Origin of the sequence: Tateyamaria armeniaca (assembly GCF_045797845.1) — a bacterium.
Lineage (GTDB): Bacteria > Pseudomonadota > Alphaproteobacteria > Rhodobacterales > Rhodobacteraceae > Tateyamaria > Tateyamaria armeniaca.
In genome coordinates this window covers 350,437-366,305 of the sequence record NZ_JBHDIY010000002.1, presented here as the reverse complement: position 1 = coordinate 366,305, position 15,869 = coordinate 350,437, and the positions used below count along the sequence as shown (strand labels likewise).

At 59.7% G+C, this 15,869-nt stretch carries 14 protein-coding genes and 1 pseudogene; 13 read left to right on the top strand and 2 right to left on the bottom strand.

Going from position 1 to position 15,869, the window contains the following annotated elements:
* Positions 1-13 precede the first annotated feature (13 nt).
* From ACERZ8_RS01880 to ACERZ8_RS01820, 13 genes and pseudogenes are all read left to right on the top strand, one after another.
* Positions 14-367 carry a YciI family protein gene (locus ACERZ8_RS01880; protein ID WP_407590422.1) on the top strand — a complete coding sequence of 118 codons (354 nt, stop codon included), beginning with the start codon at positions 14-16 and terminating at the stop codon, positions 365-367.
* Positions 364-1,563 carry an RNA polymerase sigma factor gene (locus ACERZ8_RS01875; protein WP_407590421.1) on the top strand — a complete coding sequence of 400 codons (1,200 nt, stop codon included), beginning with the start codon at positions 364-366 and terminating at the stop codon, positions 1,561-1,563. The genes ACERZ8_RS01880 and ACERZ8_RS01875 overlap by 4 nt, the downstream gene beginning before the upstream one ends.
* 96 nt (positions 1,564-1,659) lie before the next feature.
* The gene (locus tag ACERZ8_RS01870) at positions 1,660-2,391 is read left to right on the top strand and encodes a hypothetical protein (protein ID WP_407590420.1); all 732 of its coding nucleotides are present in this window, start codon (positions 1,660-1,662) and stop codon (positions 2,389-2,391) included.
* A gap of 367 nt (positions 2,392-2,758) precedes the next feature.
* On the top strand, positions 2,759-4,078 hold the full coding sequence (locus ACERZ8_RS01865) for an ABC transporter substrate-binding protein (RefSeq protein WP_407590419.1): 1,320 nt from the start codon (positions 2,759-2,761) through the stop codon (positions 4,076-4,078).
* A 97-nt stretch (positions 4,079-4,175) separates the two neighbouring features.
* The gene (locus tag ACERZ8_RS01860) at positions 4,176-5,123 is read left to right on the top strand and encodes a carbohydrate ABC transporter permease (RefSeq protein ID WP_407590417.1); all 948 of its coding nucleotides are present in this window, start codon (positions 4,176-4,178) and stop codon (positions 5,121-5,123) included.
* A 107-nt stretch (positions 5,124-5,230) separates the two neighbouring features.
* Entirely contained in the window at positions 5,231-6,169 is a 939-nt protein-coding gene (locus ACERZ8_RS01855) for a carbohydrate ABC transporter permease (RefSeq protein WP_407590416.1), read from the top strand.
* Positions 6,166-6,354 (top strand): hypothetical protein, encoded by a 189-nt coding sequence (locus ACERZ8_RS01850; RefSeq protein WP_407590415.1) that lies wholly within the window; start codon positions 6,166-6,168, stop codon positions 6,352-6,354. The genes ACERZ8_RS01855 and ACERZ8_RS01850 overlap by 4 nt, the downstream gene beginning before the upstream one ends.
* 6 nt (positions 6,355-6,360) lie before the next feature.
* A pseudogene (locus ACERZ8_RS01845) lies at positions 6,361-7,457 on the top strand (ABC transporter ATP-binding protein).
* The gene (locus ACERZ8_RS01840; protein ID WP_407590413.1) at positions 7,450-8,445 is read left to right on the top strand and encodes an ABC transporter ATP-binding protein; all 996 of its coding nucleotides are present in this window, start codon (positions 7,450-7,452) and stop codon (positions 8,443-8,445) included. Before ACERZ8_RS01845 ends, ACERZ8_RS01840 begins: the two are co-directional and overlap by 8 nt.
* 14 nt (positions 8,446-8,459) lie before the next feature.
* Positions 8,460-10,085 (top strand): dihydroxyacetone kinase subunit DhaK, encoded by a 1,626-nt coding sequence (locus ACERZ8_RS01835; RefSeq protein ID WP_407590412.1) that lies wholly within the window; start codon positions 8,460-8,462, stop codon positions 10,083-10,085.
* Positions 10,086-10,104: 19 nt separating this feature from the next.
* Positions 10,105-11,157 carry a LacI family DNA-binding transcriptional regulator gene (locus ACERZ8_RS01830; protein ID WP_407590411.1) on the top strand — a complete coding sequence of 351 codons (1,053 nt, stop codon included), beginning with the start codon at positions 10,105-10,107 and terminating at the stop codon, positions 11,155-11,157.
* A 25-nt stretch (positions 11,158-11,182) separates the two neighbouring features.
* Positions 11,183-12,241 (top strand): sugar phosphate isomerase/epimerase family protein, encoded by a 1,059-nt coding sequence (locus ACERZ8_RS01825; protein WP_407590410.1) that lies wholly within the window; start codon positions 11,183-11,185, stop codon positions 12,239-12,241.
* Between the two features lie 82 nt (positions 12,242-12,323).
* The gene (locus ACERZ8_RS01820) at positions 12,324-13,448 is read left to right on the top strand and encodes a Gfo/Idh/MocA family protein (RefSeq protein ID WP_407590409.1); all 1,125 of its coding nucleotides are present in this window, start codon (positions 12,324-12,326) and stop codon (positions 13,446-13,448) included.
* Between the two features lie 100 nt (positions 13,449-13,548).
* Here the strand turns inward: ACERZ8_RS01820 and ACERZ8_RS01815 are convergent, their stop codons facing one another.
* Both ACERZ8_RS01815 and ACERZ8_RS01810 read right to left on the bottom strand, forming a co-directional pair.
* Positions 13,549-14,694 (bottom strand): M24 family metallopeptidase, encoded by a 1,146-nt coding sequence (locus ACERZ8_RS01815; protein WP_407590408.1) that lies wholly within the window; start codon positions 14,692-14,694, stop codon positions 13,549-13,551.
* A gap of 1 nt (position 14,695) precedes the next feature.
* The gene (locus tag ACERZ8_RS01810) at positions 14,696-15,844 is read right to left on the bottom strand and encodes an amidohydrolase (protein WP_407590407.1); all 1,149 of its coding nucleotides are present in this window, start codon (positions 15,842-15,844) and stop codon (positions 14,696-14,698) included.
* Between the last annotated feature and the right edge of the window lie 25 nt (positions 15,845-15,869).

The following is a 15,869-nucleotide window of genomic DNA, read 5'->3' as shown; positions in this document are numbered from 1 at the left end:
AGGAGGACTATCCATGCGTTACACGTTTTTGCTTTATACCGATCCGGCGGATCTGGCCCACATGACGCCCGAGGACTGGGCGGCTGAAAAGGAAGTCTATGGCGCTTACATTGGCGCGCTGAATGCGGCCGGAGTGTTTGTGGACACTGATTGGTTGCAACCTGTGACAACCGCAACAACACTCACGCTAAAGGGCGGCACACAGGTCGTGCAGGATGGTCCCTTTGCCGACACTAAGGAGACACTCGGCGGATACTTCGTCATTGATGTGCCTGATCTGGATGCGGCCTTGGCCTGGGCCCGGAAATGTCCAGCGGCCAAAACCGGCAAAGTCGAAATCCGTGCCACCGCCATGGGGGCCGAGTGAGCGATGCAGCCCGCGCTGCCGAACAGGCGGCGCGGGACAGTTACGGGCGCTTGCTTGCTTATCTTGCGGCGCGTACGCGCGACATCGGTCTTGCCGAAGATGCTCTTTCGGATGCCTTTGCCAAAGCACTGAGCACGTGGCCCGCGCAGGGTGTCCCGGACAAGCCGGATGCATGGTTGATGCGCGTGGCGCGCAACGCGATGACCGACCAACAGCGCCGCCTGGCGCGATTTCACGACGATGCGGAGGTGCCTGACATGCCTGCCCCGGAAACGGTCACCGATTTGCCGGACGAACGGCTGGCGTTGCTCATGGTGTGCGCGCATCCCGCCCTTGCTCGCGACTTGCATACGCCGTTGATGTTGCAGACAGTTCTTGGTGTCGAGGCGCGTGTCATTGCCCGCCTGTTCATGGTCTCTCCGACGGCGCTCACCAAACGATTGGGGCGCGCCAAGGCCAAGGTGAAAGCGGCCGGAATTCCGTTTTCCCTACCCGGTCCGGATGACTTGCCCGCAAGGGCCGAGGCCATCCGCGAAGCGATTTATGGCGTGCACGGATTGGACTGGGTCGATCCCGGGGATGGGCTTGGGGACGAGGCGTTGTACCTTGCCGATCTGCTGACATCCCTGTTGCCCGATGATCCCGAGGCGGCGGGCCTTGCCGCGTTGATCGCCTTTGGGCATGCGCGGGCGGATGCGCGCGTTGTTGACGGCGTTTTGGTGCCAACAAGCCAACAGGATGTGACGCGATGGAATGTGCCGTTGCAGCAATACGCAGACCGCCAGTTGACCCGCGCCTTTGCATTGGGTGCTCCGGGCCGTTTCCAGATCGAGGCGGCAATCCAACAGGTGCACATGGCGCGCAAGACCACCGGCACTACGGACTGGGACGCCCTAAATCGGCTCTATCACGCGCTGGTGCAGATTGCGCCGTCGGCGGGGGCGTTGGTTGCACAGGCCGTTGTGACAGCGCGGGTGCATGGGGCAACTGCCGGGTTGGACGCGCTGGGCCGCATTGAGGCCGAAACAGGGCTGGCTTTGCAGCCTTTGTGGGCCGCGCGCGCCGAATTGCTGGCCCAGATCGGAGACGCTGCTGGGGCCGATGTGGCCTACCAAAAGGCCATTGCACTGGCGACAGAGGCCCCGGTGATCCGGTTTTTACAAGCACAGCGTGCGGCATTTATAGATCGCATTTGAACGAAAATTCCGGTGCGGCGTGGCCGGTGGCAACCGATTGTCAACGCCTGATGTTCCACATCTGTACTCACGCGATGATTTCAGAATGAGGTTGGTATGGAGCGTGTTTGGGGCCTGTTGGCCTGCGTGGGATTGTGTGTTCAGGCCGCTTATGCCTGGGCCGAAGCGTTGCCGATGGCGAGCCGGGCGAGCCTTTTGACCGAACGGGCTCCGTTATATGTCCAGACATCGGTTTCTGCACCCTCTTCACCCAGCCTGTTTGCCGGGACAAGCGGCAAAAGCCTGTTTGCCCCCATGCCCGTTTCGCTGGCCGCACCACCTGCATTTGGTTCCATTCCCACCCCCGGTCTTGGACCTGTTGGTCAACTCAGATCGCTGATCGCGCACGCCGAGGCGGGTGCCAAAGGGTATGACGCGGTGCAATACGGGGCTGACATTCTGCCAGACGGGCCACCGACGTCGCTGACCTTGCAAGAGATTTTCGACTGGATCGACGAGACACCGGGACAGCCGCACGCGATCGGGCGCTACCAGTTCATCCCGCCGACATTGCACCGGCTGGTCAAACGACTGGGCATCAGTCCAAAAGCGCGGTTCAGCCCGCACGTACAGGATCAACTGGCAGACATCTTGCTGCAGGAAGCAGGCTTGCACCGTTTCCTTCGCGGAGAGATGGAGCGGCAGGTGTTTATGAACAACCTTGCCAAGATTTGGGCGGGACTGCCCAATGACACTGGCAAGTCGCACTATCACGGTTTCGCAGGCAACAAGGCGACAATGACCTGGACCTTCTTTGACGCGCAAATGGCCCGCATTTTTCCTGGCTGACAAAGCCAGTGGATGGCCGAGGGCCGTGCTGCTAGCCTGTTTGAAACTGTCCCACAGGACGTTCCCATGCACCCAAAATGTCCGATTAGAATTTTGAGACAGGCAAGTGGTCCTGAGCAATCTCTACAAACCTACGGTTGGAAAGGCACGGAGGTGGGCGAGATTGTACGCCAAATCAAAACACCCTCCAGATAAGAAATTAGTCTATATAAAATATGTATTTAGATATGCGAAAGCTTCAAATGAGGTGCGTACCTCAAAAAATGAGTGGACGTGAGGTGCGTACCTCAAATAGCGTTTAACCTGTCTGATGGACGATCTCGACGGCAGCATTTGAACTGTCGATTTCACTCTGGGAGGAGAACCTATGAAACATTTGAAACTGGCCTCAGCCAGCGCTTTGAGCATTGCAGCGGCATCATTTGCCAGCTCTGCTCAGGCCGACGACCTGACATTGTGCTGGGCTGCTTGGGATCCGGCAAACGCGCTTGTGGAACTCAGCAAGGAATTTGAAGAGCAATCCGGCCACACCATGAGCTTTGAGTTCATCCCATGGCCCAATTTTGCCGACCGCATGCTGAACGAACTGAACTCGGGCGGCAAGCTGTGCGACCTGCTGATCGGTGACAGCCAGTGGATTGGTGGCGGTGCCGAAAACGGACATTACGTCAAGCTGAACGATTTCTTTGATGCCGAGGGCATCAGCATGGACGACTTCGCCGAGGCGACTGTGTATGCCTATTCCACGTGGCCCAAGGGCACGCCAAACTATTACGCGCTGCCTGCGATGGGCGATGCGAATGGCTGGTTCTACCGCGCTGACTGGTTTGCTGATCCCGAGATTCAGGCCGCCTACAAGGACGCGACAGGTCAGGATCTGCGCGAGCCGCAAAGCCAGAAGGAAATGCTGCAGATCGCTCAATTCTTCCAAGGTCGCGAGATCGACGGCAAGACCGTTTATGGCGCGTCGATCTTTACCGAGCGTGGGTCCGAAGGGATCACGATGGGCGTGACATCCGCGCTTTATCCTTGGGGGTTCAAATACGAGAACACGCCCGGCTCTTACGACATGGACGGCGCCGTGAACTCGCCCGAAGCGGTTGAGGCCCTTGAATTCTATAAGGAATTCTACGAAACAGCGACCCCACCCGGCTATACGAACAGCTATATGGGCGAAAGCCTTGATGCGTTCAAATCCGGTCAGGTCGCTATGGCGATGAACTGGTTTGCCTTCTTCCCCGGTCTTTATGCCGATCCGGACGTGGGTGGTGACAAGATCGACTTTTTCGTGAACCCACCGCAAAATCAGGCTGGTTCGACACTGGGTGGTCAGGGCATTTCAGTCGTGGCCTATTCGGACAAGCAGGACGCGGCCCTTGAATACATCAAGTGGTTTGCTGACCCCGAAGTGCAGGCCAAGTGGTGGTCGCTGGGCGGCTATTCGGCGCACAATTCGGTCTTGAATGATCCCGGGTTCAAGGACAGCGCGCCTTTTGCCGGTGACTTCCTCGAAGCGATGGGGTCTGTGCAGGATTTCTGGCAGGAGCCGGCCTATGCCGAACTGTTGCTGGCCATGCAGAAACGCCTGCATGACTATGTGGTTGCCGATCAGGGCACCGCGCAGGAAGCGCTCGACAAACTGGTCGAGGACTGGACCGAAGTCTTTGAAGACGAAGGCAAACTCTGAACCAAACAGTGCGGCGGGGTAAAGACCCCGCCCATTGGACACACCTCTCAGGTAGGGCGGGGATATTCCCGCCTTGCCGCAGGAAAGTTTTGAGTCGATGACCGATACTCCCGCCACACGCGCAGCCAAAGCGACCCCGGTTCGGGTGGCCCGCAAGATCAAAGGCCTGAGCGACCGGGCCATCGCATGGATTTTCGTCGGCCCGACGATCTTTCTGCTGCTCGCGATCAACATCTTTCCCCTGATCTGGACGATCAACCTCAGCTTTACCAATTTCAGGGCCAACCGCCTGAACCGGGAGGTCGACTATATCGGCCTGCGCAACTACGAGCGCATCCTGACCGACAGCGATATCTGGCTGAACATGCAGGCCACGGCGCATTTCCTGTTCTGGACGATCTTTTTTCAGGTGCTGATCGGCTTCACGCTCGCCTATCTCATCAACAAGAAATTCAAGGGCAACGATCTGTGGACCACGATCATCGTGCTGCCCATGATGCTGTCGCCCGCCGTCGTCGGCAACTTCTGGAAATTTCTCTATCAGCCGCAGATCGGTCTTTTTAACTACATCGTATCGTTCCTCACCGGCAAAGATCCGTCGAGCTTCGAGATGCTCGGGTCTGTTCAACTCGCGCCCTGGTCTATCGTCATCGTGGACACGTGGATGTGGACGCCATTCGTGATGCTGATCTGCCTGGCGGGCCTGCGATCCATTCCCGACTACATCTATGAAGCCGCCGAAGTGGATCGCGCCAGCAAGTTGCGTCAGTTTTTTACCATTACCATCCCGATGGTCCTGCCATTCCTGATGCTGGCGGTTCTGTTCCGCGGCATTGAAAACTTCAAAATGTTCGATCTGGTTGTGCAATTAACGGGTGGCGGGCCGGGGTCGACCACGGAACTCACCTCGATCAACCTCAAGCGTGAGGCGTTCGAAAAGTGGCGCACGGGGTATGCGAGCGCCTATGCTATCATCCTTTTTGTCACTGTGTTCGGGCTTGCCTCGATCTACGTCAAAGCACTGAACAAGGTGAAAGAACGATGACCGTATTCATGCATCTTCATCTCGCCAGAAAAACTCTCGGGGGGCGCGTCAGCGCGGGGGGCAGACAGCCCCCTCCGGACCCGGAAAACCCAGACGGGCAAAAAATCATGAGCAGTTACTCCGTCACAGAACCTTCCAAACGCTCCAAGTGGTTCGCAGGCACGCTGGTCATCATCTACGCGCTTGTCACCATGGTGCCGCTGGCGTGGATCATGCTGACCGGGTTCAAATCCCCCTCGGATGCGATCAGCTATCCGCCCAAAGTGGTCTTTGAACCCACGCTGGAAGGCTATGTGAACCTGTTCACAACCCGCACCCGCCAAACGCCAGAGTTCCTTGAGGCCAACCCGCCCCAGACCTGGTACGAAGAGATCGTGCGCGAATATGACATGGTCATCGCGGGCCCCTCGAAGTTTGGCGAGCGTTTTCTGAACTCGGTCATCATCGGGTTTGGATCGACCTTCCTGAGCATCTTTCTTGGCACTCTGGCGGCCTACGCGTTTTCACGTTTCAAGATACCGCTCGCGGATGATCTGCTGTTTTTCATCCTCAGCACGCGGATGATGCCGCCCATTGCCGTCGCGATCCCCATTTTCCTCATGTACCGGCAACTCGGTCTGTCGGACACGCATCTGGGCATGATCCTGCTCTATACAGGGGTCAACATTTCCCTCGCCGTCTGGCTGCTCAAGGGCTTCATCGACGAAATTCCGCTGGAATACGAAGAGGCGGCGTTGATCGACGGCTACACCCGGTTTCAGGCCTTTTACAAAGTGGTGCTGCCGCAGGCGGCCACGGGCATCGCATCGACCGCCATCTTCTGTCTGATCTTTGCGTGGAACGAATACGCCTTTGCCGTGCTGCTGACATCCGGCACCGCGCAAACGGCACCGCCCTTCATCCCCACGATCATCGGCGTGGGCGGTCTGGACTGGCCCGCGGTTGCGGCGGGCGCGACCATCTTCCTGTTGCCTGTCATGATCTTCACCATTCTGCTGCGCAAGCACCTGCTGCGAGGCATCACATTCGGAGCGGTGCGCAAATGAGCAATTTCATATCCGGTCTCATGCGTCTGCGGCGCGGCCCGTGGGAGATGCTGGCAACCATCCTCATCGGACTGGGAGTGTTCATGCTGATGCAGCCCTTTGTGCTGTGGCTTTATACCTATTCCTTCATCGTCACGCTGGTGGGCACCGTGATGTTCATCATCGTGTCCCACTTCAAGGAGTAGGTCCGCGTGGCGCAGATCATCATCAAGAACATCCGCAAGGATTTTGGCAGCTTCAACGCTGTGAAGGAAAGCAGCTTTACCATCGAGGATGGCGAATTTTTCATGCTGCTTGGCCCCTCAGGCTGTGGCAAGACCACCACCTTGCGCATGATTGCGGGCCTGGAACTGCCCACGTCAGGAGAGATTTATCTGGACGGGGAAGAGATCAGCCAGCTGCCTCCGTCCAAGCGCGACATTGCCTTTGTTTTCCAAATGTTTGCGCTGTACCCGCATCTGAACGTGCGCCGCAATCTCAGCTATCCGCTGGTCAGTCAGGGCATGACGCGCCGTGATGTGAAATCCAAGGTCGAAGAGGTCGCGCAGATCCTCGGCATCACCGACATCCTGAACCGCCCCGTCGGCGGGTTGTCGGGCGGGGACCGGCAGCGCGTTGCGCTGGGTCGGGCCATTGTGCGCGAACCCAAGGCCTTCATGATGGACGAACCGCTGGGCGCGCTGGATGCCGAATTTCGCGAACACATGTCCGAAGAGTTGCGCAACCTGCATGACCGCATGGGGGCCACAACCGTCTACGTGACCCACGATCAGCTTGAGGCGATGCAGATGGGCGACAAGATCGTGGTGATGAACAACGCCGTGGTCGAACAGTTCGGCACACCCCAGCAGATCTATGACAAGCCCGCGACCATGTTCGTGGCCGATTTCATCGGATCGCCCTCGATGAACTTTCTGCACTTTGATGGATCGGTCGGTGACGGGGCGGACAGTGTCACCCTCGACGGTCAGACAATGTACGTTCCGCGCCATATGGATGGCGCATCCGGCAAGCTGGTGTTTGGCGTGCGCCCGGAACATGTGACCTTGTCCGACGGTGGTGAATACAGGGGCGAGGTTCTGGCCTCGGAATACCTCGGCACCACGCAGATCATCACGCTGGACACACCCAATGGCGAATTGAAGGCCCGCATCGACAGCGCGCAGGTCGCAAAAGTAGGCGAAAAAGTGGGGCTGGGGTTCAATCCCAAGACCGTGACGCTGTTTGACGGGGGTCTGGTCGCGCCTTGCGCTCGGAACTCAACGACGAGGTGCTGACCCATGGCTGAGGTTGTGCTGAAGAACCTGTCCAAGTCCTTTGGAAAGGATGTCGGGATCGCGGATGTGTCGATGACCATTCCCGACGGTGCTTTTGTCGTGTTGCTGGGCCCAACCGGCGCGGGCAAAACCACGACTCTGCGGCTGATTTCGGGGCTGGAAAAGGCGGATGCGGGCGAGGTCTGGATCGGCGGGCGCAATGTCGGTTCCGAAACTCCGGCACAGCGCGATGTGGCGATGGTGTTCCAGCAATACTCGCTTTATCCGCATCTGACCGTGCGGGATAATCTAGCCTTCCCGCTTAAATCCCCGATCCTGAAAACGCCCTCGGACGAGATCGAGCGCAAGGTCGCTGAAGTGGCCAGCGTTCTGCAGATCGCCCACAAGCTCGACAACAAGGCCACTGAACTGTCAGGTGGCGAAATGCAGCGCGTCTCCATCGGTCGTGCATTGGTGCGCGATCCGTCGATTTACCTGATGGACGAACCGCTCAGCTCGCTGGATGCCAAGTTGCGCACCGATCTGCGGGTGGAGCTGAAACGTATCCACGCCAGCCTTGGCGCGACGCTGCTATATGTCACTCACGACCAGATCGAAGCGATGACCATGGCCACCCAAGTCGGTGTGCTGAACGAAGGACGGCTGGTGCAATACGGCACCCCGCGCGAGATCTACGAAAACCCAAACAGCCTTTATGTCGCCTCGCGCCTTGGGTTGCCGCGCATCAACATTGTGCCTGCCGACCTGTTTGGCGGCGCACCCGCCGGCGCGACACAGATCGGGATGCGTCCCGAACATATTCTGCAGGGCGAGGGGCAAGAGGCCGAAGTGCAGCGGGTCGAACATCTGGGCGATCAGGCGCGTCTGCATCTGGTCCTCAAGGGCCACTCCATCACCACGATTGCCGACCCGCACACGACCTACACACCCGGCGCGCATATCAAGATCGCACCAAAGAACCCGCTGTGCTTTGACGCCCAGGGCGCGCGGATTTTGTAAGGAAGGACACCGACATGAGCCAGTTTATCAACGCCAAGGACACGCTTGTCACCGATGCCCTGGACGGGCTGCTGGAAACCTCCGGCGGGCGGTTGAGCCGGCTGGATGGATACCCTCATATCAAGGTGGTGTGCCGCAGTGATTGGGACAAGTCCAAAGTCGCTCTGATCTCGGGCGGTGGGTCGGGCCATGAACCTGCCCATGCGGGGTTCGTTGGCAAAGGCATGCTGACAGCCGCGGTGTGCGGAGAGGTGTTTGCCTCACCCTCGGTCGATGCTGTGCTGGCGGGCATTCTGGCGGTCACCGGCAAGGCGGGGTGCTTGCTGATCGTCAAGAACTATACCGGGGATCGGTTGAACTTTGGTCTGGCGGCGGAACGGGCGCGCGCCTTTGGTCTGGACGTCGAGATGGTCATCGTGGATGACGACATCGCCCTGCCGCATCTGCCCCAGCCGCGCGGCGTCGCAGGCACGCTGTTCGTCCACAAGATCGCGGGCGATCTGGCCGAAAGCGGTGCCGATCTGGCCGAAGTCCGCGCAGCAGCAGATCGCACCATCGCGGCCATGTCCTCGATCGGGATGTCGTTGGACACCTGCACTGTTCCCGGCTCGGCCAAGGAAAACCGCATTCCGGCAGGCAAGGCTGAACTGGGCCTTGGCATCCACGGCGAGGCGGGTGTCGAGCAGGTAACGCTGGATGGTGCGCATTCGGCGATGGACATGGTGCTCGACAAGTTGAGCGCCAAGATTGAAACCGGCACGCATGTGGCGATCCTGAACAACCTCGGCTCGACCACCCCGCTTGAGATGTCGATCCTTGCCCATTGTCTTGCGACCTCGCCGAAGGCGAAGAACATCCAACACATCATTGGCCCGGCGCCGCTCATGACCTCGCTCGACATGCACGGGTTCTCGGTTTCTGTCCTTCCCGTGGACGAGGCGAACCTTGGGCATCTGGCCACGCCCGTTCACTTGGCGGCCTGGCCGGGCATGAACGATGTGGGTCCCGCGCGGGTTCAACCGCTGCCGGATGGCCTTAGCCCGATCCAGCCGATCCCGTCCGCCAATGACAAGACGGCCCAGATCATTGCGCAATGCTGTGACCTGCTGATCGCGGCCGAGAATGACCTGAACACACTTGATGCGAAATCGGGCGATGGCGACACCGGCAGCACCCTCGCCACGGCGGCGCGCGCGCTGAAGGGCGCGTTGGACCGGATGCCGCTGGCCGACCTCACGCAACTGTTCCGCGCCATCAGCAACGAATTGAGCCAGACGATGGGAGGGTCGTCGGGCGTGATCCTTGCCATCTTCTTTGGGGCGACAGGGGATGCCTGCGCCAGTGGCAAACCGACGCCCAAGGCGCTGATGGCAGGGCTGGATCGGATCAGCCAGGTCGGCGGCGCACAAAAAGGCGACAGAACGATGATTGATGCCCTGGCCCCGGCGTTGAGCGCGTTGCCCGAGGGCGTCGCAGCCGCAGCGACGGCTGCGCGCACCGGCGCGGACGGAACGGCGGCGATGGGCAGTGCCAAGGCAGGCCGTGCCTCTTACGTGCCCGAAGAAAACCTGCTCGGCCACAATGACCCGGGCGCCGAAGCCGTCGCGCGCCTGTTTGAAGGGCTGGCCAAGGCCATGTGAGACAACAAGAAGGACGCACGTGAAGCACCCTGACGCGACCCTTTCCAACCCGACGATCAACGACATTGCCCGTGTCGCTGAGGTCAGTCTTGCGACGGTGGACCGTGTCTTGAATGCGCGCCCCGGTGTGCGCGAGGTCACGGTGCGCAAGGTCAATGAAGCGATTGCGGAACTCGGCTATGTCCGCGACACGGCGGCGGCAAATCTGGCCCGGGGCCGTGTCTATCACTTCACCTTCATCCTACCGTCGAACGAAAATGAATTCATCGCGCTGCTTAAGGCGCAGATCGAGTTGCTGGCGCGGGGTATGCGTCACGAACGCACCAAGCTGTCCTTTGTCCGCGTTGCCGCCTTTGATCCTATGGCGCTGGCAGGTGCGATTGATGCAATCGATCCGGGCCAGGTGGACGGCGTGGCCATTTTTGGCCCGGAAACGCCCTCCGTGCGGGATTCCATTGCCCACCTGAAAGAGCATGGGGTGACCGTGGTATCCCTTGTCTCTGACATTCCGAGTTCGGAGCGCGACAATTATGTCGGCGTTGACAACATCGCGGCGGGGCGGACGGCCGCGCAGTTGCTGGGCCGGTTTCTGGGCAACGCCACCGGCAAAATACTGGTGCTCACTGGTTCGATGTTGGCACGCGATCATCTTGAACGTCGCCTTGGCTTTGACGAGGTGATGGCCCGGGATTTCCCGCATCTGGATGTGCTTGCCTCGCTTGAGGGGCGTGACGATCCGGATCTGATCCAGCGCCTGCTGCCCGAGGCCTTTGCCGACAGCCCTGATATCGTCGGCATCTATTCATCGGCAGCCGGGAATGACGGCCTGCTGCGCCATTTTGAAACGTATGAGATGGCGCGCCGACCCGTGGTGATCGCGCACGAACTTACGCCCTTGTCGCGTGCGGCTCTTGCGCAGGGTCGCTTTGATGCGGTCATCAGTCAGGATGCGGGTCACCTGGTGCGCAGTGCCGTGCGGATCATGCGCGCCAACAGCGACCGGATGCCGATCAATCCGGCACAGGAACGCATTCGCATCGACATCTATCTGAAGGAAAACATGGCCCAGTAAGGGCACGGATTTGGGAGGATCAGACATGAAAACCATCAAAGGCCCTGCGCTGTTTCTGGCGCAGTTTGCAGGCGACGAAGCACCGTTCAACTCTTGGGACGCTATAACGAAATGGGCGGCCGATTGCGGCTATAAGGGGGTTCAGGTGCCCAGCTGGGATGTGCGCCTGTTCGATCTGGCGCGTGCGGCAGAATCCAAGGATTACTGCGACGAATTCAAGGGACAGGCCGAAGCCAACGGCGTTGAAGTGACCGAGTTGTCCACCCATCTGCAGGGTCAGTTGGTGGCAGTGCATCCGGCCTATGACGCCGCCTTTGACGGCTTTGCCGACCCGTCTGTGCATGGCAATCCCAGGGCGCGGCAGGAATGGGCTGTCGATCAGGTGATGAAGGCGATTTCGGCCTCGGCCAATATGGGGATCAAGAACCACGTCTCCTTTTCGGGCGCGCTGGCGTGGCCCTATGTTTACCCATGGCCGCAACGCCCCGCAGGGCTGGTCGAAACTGCATTTGACGAACTGGCGCGCCGCTGGCGTCCGATCCTTGATCACGCCGAGGAAAACGACGTCAACATCTGCTACGAAATCCATCCCGGCGAGGACCTGCATGATGGCGTGACGTTCGAGATGTTCCTTGAGCGCGTCGACAATCACGCACGTTGCAACATGCTCTACGATCCGTCGCACTATGTGCTGCAGTGCCTCGACTATCTGGACAACATCGACATATACGCCGAGCGCATCAAGATGTTTCATGTCAAGGATGCGGAGTTCAACCCAACGGGCCGTCAGGGCGTCTATTCCGGCTATCAGCCCTGGGTGGATCGCGCCGGGCGCTTTCGGTCCTTGGGTGACGGCCAGGTCGATTTCGCGGCGATCTTTTCCAAGATGGCGGCCAATGACTTTGATGGCTGGGCCGTGGTGGAATGGGAATGCTGTCTGAAACACCCCGAGGATGGCGCACGTGAAGGGGCGCAATTTGTCTCTGACCATATCATTCGGGTGACCGAGCGGGCCTTTGACGATTTTGCCGATGGCGGCACGGACGAGGCGGCCAACCGCAAGATGCTGGGCATAGACGGCTGAGCGACCCTCCGGGGGAGTTTATTTGGCGAGATGAAGCTGAAGTGGTGTGGCGTTGGCACTCCACGAGATGAGGAAAATAAATATGGCACGGATCAGACTGGGAATGGTGGGTGGAGGCAATGACGCCTTTATCGGGGGTGTGCATCGCATCGCGTCCCGCATAGATGATCGCTTTGAACTGGTGGCAGGCGCGTTGTCCTCGACCCCTGAAAAGGCGCAGGCCTCGGGTGAGGCATTGGGCCTGCCGCGTATCTATGATGATTTCAAGGCGATGGCGATCCGTGAGGCCCGTTTGAAAGAGGGGATCGAAGCGGTGTCCATCGTCACCCCCAACCACGTGCACTTTGCCGCCGCGCGCGAGTTTCTGAAGCGAGGTATTCACGTCATCTGCGACAAGCCGCTGACCTCGACCCTGGCAGATGCAAAGAAGCTGTTGAAGGCCGCCGAGGCCTCGGACGCGCTGTTTGTCCTGACCCACAATTACACTGGCTACCCGATGGTGCGACAGGCGCGCGAGATGGTGGCGAGTGGGCAGATTGGTACCATTCGCGTCGTGCAGGTCGAGTATCCGCAGGATTGGCTGACACAGGAAGAAACCTTCAAGCAGGCCGAGTGGCGCACCGACCCGGCACGTTCCGGTGCCGGCGGGTCAACCGGCGACATCGGCACTCATGCACACAATCTTGCCTGTTTTGTCACCGGGTTGGAGGTTGCGAGTTTGGCCGCGGATCTGGACGCCTTCGTTCCCGGTCGGCAGGTTGATGACAATGGCCATGTGATGCTGCGGTTCAAAGGCGGAGCCAAGGGGATGCTGTGGTGTTCGCAAGTCGCACCGGGCAACGAAAACGCCCTGCGCATCCGGGTCTATGGCGACAAGGGCGGCCTTGAATGGGCGCAGGAAGATCCGAACTACCTGTGGCACACACCCTTTGGTGAACCCAAGCGCAAGATCACCCGCAACGGGGCCGGAGCAGGGGAGGCCGCCGCCCGGATGAGCCGCATTCCACCGGGCCATCCCGAAGGGTACCTGGAAGGGTTTGCCAACATCTATTCCGAGGCTGCGGATGCGATCGAGGCGCATCGCACCGGCACGCCACTGTCGGGGGATGTCATCTACCCAACCATTCAGGATGGTTTGCGCGGGGTGGAGTTCATTGATGCCTGCGTGCGTTCGTCCAAGCGAAACGCGGCGTGGGTTGATTTGTAGAGGCGGCTGGGGCTAGTCGGCGCAGGGTTCGGCGCGCACTGCACCTGATACGATCCGCGCAGTGACGTGGCACCCCGCAAGGGCACATGGCTTAATCGTGTCACAGGATGAGCTGATCAATTGCTTTCGGATGGTCCGTCAGCGGCTCATACCCATCTTCCGTGACAATGAATCTGTCCCCAATCTGCGCGCGGAATGTATCAACAGTGACGGACCCATCCACGGCCAGAACCATTCCGGGTTGCAGTACCGTCGTGTCTCCGGTGACCAGTTGCGGGGCCTCCAAAAAGCTGAAGCCGGTCGCGCGCCCGCACCGGAAGGGATATTCATATCCCGCGCCCTGAATGACCTCGGCATAGGCGGCGTGCACGCTTTCTGCCGTCACACCGGGGCGCAGCGCATCAAGGGCGGCTTGCTGGCTGGCCAAAGCGACCTCGCACACCTCTGCCTGAGACGGGTCTGCCATCTCACCAATCCAGAAGGTGCGATCAAACCCGAGCTTGAAGCGGTGGAAATTGGTCATTCCGCAAAAGCACAAAAACACGGGATCTCCCCGTCGCATGATGCGGGTCGACGCGCGGTGATGGGTCTTGGTGATCGTCTCGCCAGAGGCCATGATCTGCAGGAAATGAGTGTTTGGCGACATATCGGCATCGTCATAATGTGCGTTCAGCAGGGCGGCCGCCTTGCGCGTGCCGGCCTGTGATGTGGCCAGGGCAACCTCGAATTCCGGCACACCGTCCCCGATTGCATCGCGGCCTGCGTTCATCATTGCGTTGGCAACCTCACCGGCATGGCGTGCAAGCTGTAGCTCTTGCGTGGATTTGATCATCCGCATCTTGGACAGGATCGGGGTGAGAGAGGTGAGGTTTTGTGCACCCACCAACTCATCCACGCATCTGCGTACCAGCGCGGGCATGTGATCGGGCTCGATCCCGATGGTTGCCGCCCCTTTGAGTGCAGCGGGCAATTCGGCGCGCCACTCCTCCCCCATCCCGTCATTCCACGCCGCAATCCTGTCCACCCGCGCGGCGGACCGGGCCGTGTTGAGATCGATCGATGGTGTGATCAACACGCTGGGACCATCGCGCGGGACCACCAGAATGGTTGGTCGGCCAAACTCCATATGCAGATAGTCGTAATAGCCGGTGAGGTAATAGACAGTATCGTCATCGGTGATGAGTGCGACGTCGATGTCCTTTTCGGCCATGCGGGTGCGAAGTGTGTTCATGCGGGCGTGGAACATTTCACACCTCGTTGGCTAGGGTCACTGGCAGACGGTCGCGCACCAGTTGCGCCCAAAAAGCGGCCCCGATGGGCAGCAGATCGTCGTTGAAGTCATAGTCATCCGAATGGAGCGGTTGGCCACACGGTCCTTCTTGCCCATTGCCCATCAGCAGAAAGCAGCCCGGCACAGCGGCAGAGAAATGGGCGAAATCCTCTGAGAAACTCATGGGCGCGCAGTTGCCGTCCGCCTCGAGGCCCATCGCACGTGCTGCATTTACGACTGCGCGGGTTGGCTCGGATGCGTTGATCGTCTCAATGAACTCCGTGTAGAATTTCACGGAAACCGTTACGCCATGCGCGGCTCCGATCCCTTCTGCGATCTGGCGCATCAAGCGATCTGCGTCCTCGCGATCCGCAGGCGTGCGTGCGCGCACATCACCTTTGAGGGTGGCCGTGCCAGGCAGAACGTTGCGCTGACCGTCGGTCAGGAACTCCGTCACCGAAACCACAACACCTGCACCGGGGGCCAGTTTGCGCGAGACGATGGTTTGCAGGCATTGCACGATCTCTGCGCCGATGGTGATCGCATCACGCCCGACATGCGGCATGGAGGCGTGGCCGCCTTGCCCTTCGATCAGAATTTCGAACAGGCTTTCGCTGGAACAGACTTGTCCAGGCCGTGTGGACACCTGCCCCACGGGCGCGCCCGGAAGGTTGTGAATCGCATAGATCTCCTCGACCGGAAAACGCTTCAGCACGCCCTCGGCAATCATGGCCTGTGCGCCCAGCCCATGTTCTTCGTTGGGTTGGAAGATGAAGACCACCGTGCCGTCAAAGTCGGTATTCTTGGCAAGCGTCGCCGCCGCCCCCAAGAGCATCGTCACGTGGCCGTCATGGCCGCAGGCATGCATGACGCCAGGGGTTTGGGACACATAATCATGCGTGCTGGCCTCGTGAATCGGCAGTGCGTCCATATCGGCGCGCAGGCCAATGGCACGATTGCCAGTGCCGCGTTTCAGGACGCCGACAACGCCAGTGCCGACATGTACTTCGAGGCCCAGATCATTGAGAATTGCAGCGACACGCGCCTTCGTTCTGTCTTCAGCAAAGCCCAGTTCGGGCGTTTTGTGAAAGTCATGGCGCAAGGCGATAAGGTCTAGGTCGTCCATAAGGGCATCCCATTTGAAGGGTGGG

What these genes read in the sequence shown, in the direction of transcription:
- ACERZ8_RS01860 (WP_407590417.1), top strand. Translation starts at nt 4,176, where the DNA reads ATGACCGATACTCCCGCCACACGCGCAGCCAAAGCGACCCCGGTTCGG.
- ACERZ8_RS01825 (WP_407590410.1), top strand. Translation starts at nt 11,183, where the DNA reads ATGAAAACCATCAAAGGCCCTGCGCTGTTTCTGGCGCAGTTTGCAGGC.
- ACERZ8_RS01810 (WP_407590407.1), bottom strand. Translation starts at nt 15,844, where the DNA reads ATGGACGACCTAGACCTTATCGCCTTGCGCCATGACTTTCACAAAACG.
- ACERZ8_RS01835 (WP_407590412.1), top strand. Translation starts at nt 8,460, where the DNA reads ATGAGCCAGTTTATCAACGCCAAGGACACGCTTGTCACCGATGCCCTG.
- ACERZ8_RS01840 (WP_407590413.1), top strand. Translation starts at nt 7,450, where the DNA reads ATGGCTGAGGTTGTGCTGAAGAACCTGTCCAAGTCCTTTGGAAAGGAT.
- ACERZ8_RS01850 (WP_407590415.1), top strand. Translation starts at nt 6,166, where the DNA reads ATGAGCAATTTCATATCCGGTCTCATGCGTCTGCGGCGCGGCCCGTGG.
- ACERZ8_RS01870 (WP_407590420.1), top strand. Translation starts at nt 1,660, where the DNA reads ATGGAGCGTGTTTGGGGCCTGTTGGCCTGCGTGGGATTGTGTGTTCAG.
- ACERZ8_RS01855 (WP_407590416.1), top strand. Translation starts at nt 5,231, where the DNA reads ATGAGCAGTTACTCCGTCACAGAACCTTCCAAACGCTCCAAGTGGTTC.
- ACERZ8_RS01880 (WP_407590422.1), top strand. Translation starts at nt 14, where the DNA reads ATGCGTTACACGTTTTTGCTTTATACCGATCCGGCGGATCTGGCCCAC.
- ACERZ8_RS01820 (WP_407590409.1), top strand. Translation starts at nt 12,324, where the DNA reads ATGGCACGGATCAGACTGGGAATGGTGGGTGGAGGCAATGACGCCTTT.
- ACERZ8_RS01865 (WP_407590419.1), top strand. Translation starts at nt 2,759, where the DNA reads ATGAAACATTTGAAACTGGCCTCAGCCAGCGCTTTGAGCATTGCAGCG.
- ACERZ8_RS01815 (WP_407590408.1), bottom strand. Translation starts at nt 14,694, where the DNA reads ATGTTCCACGCCCGCATGAACACACTTCGCACCCGCATGGCCGAAAAG.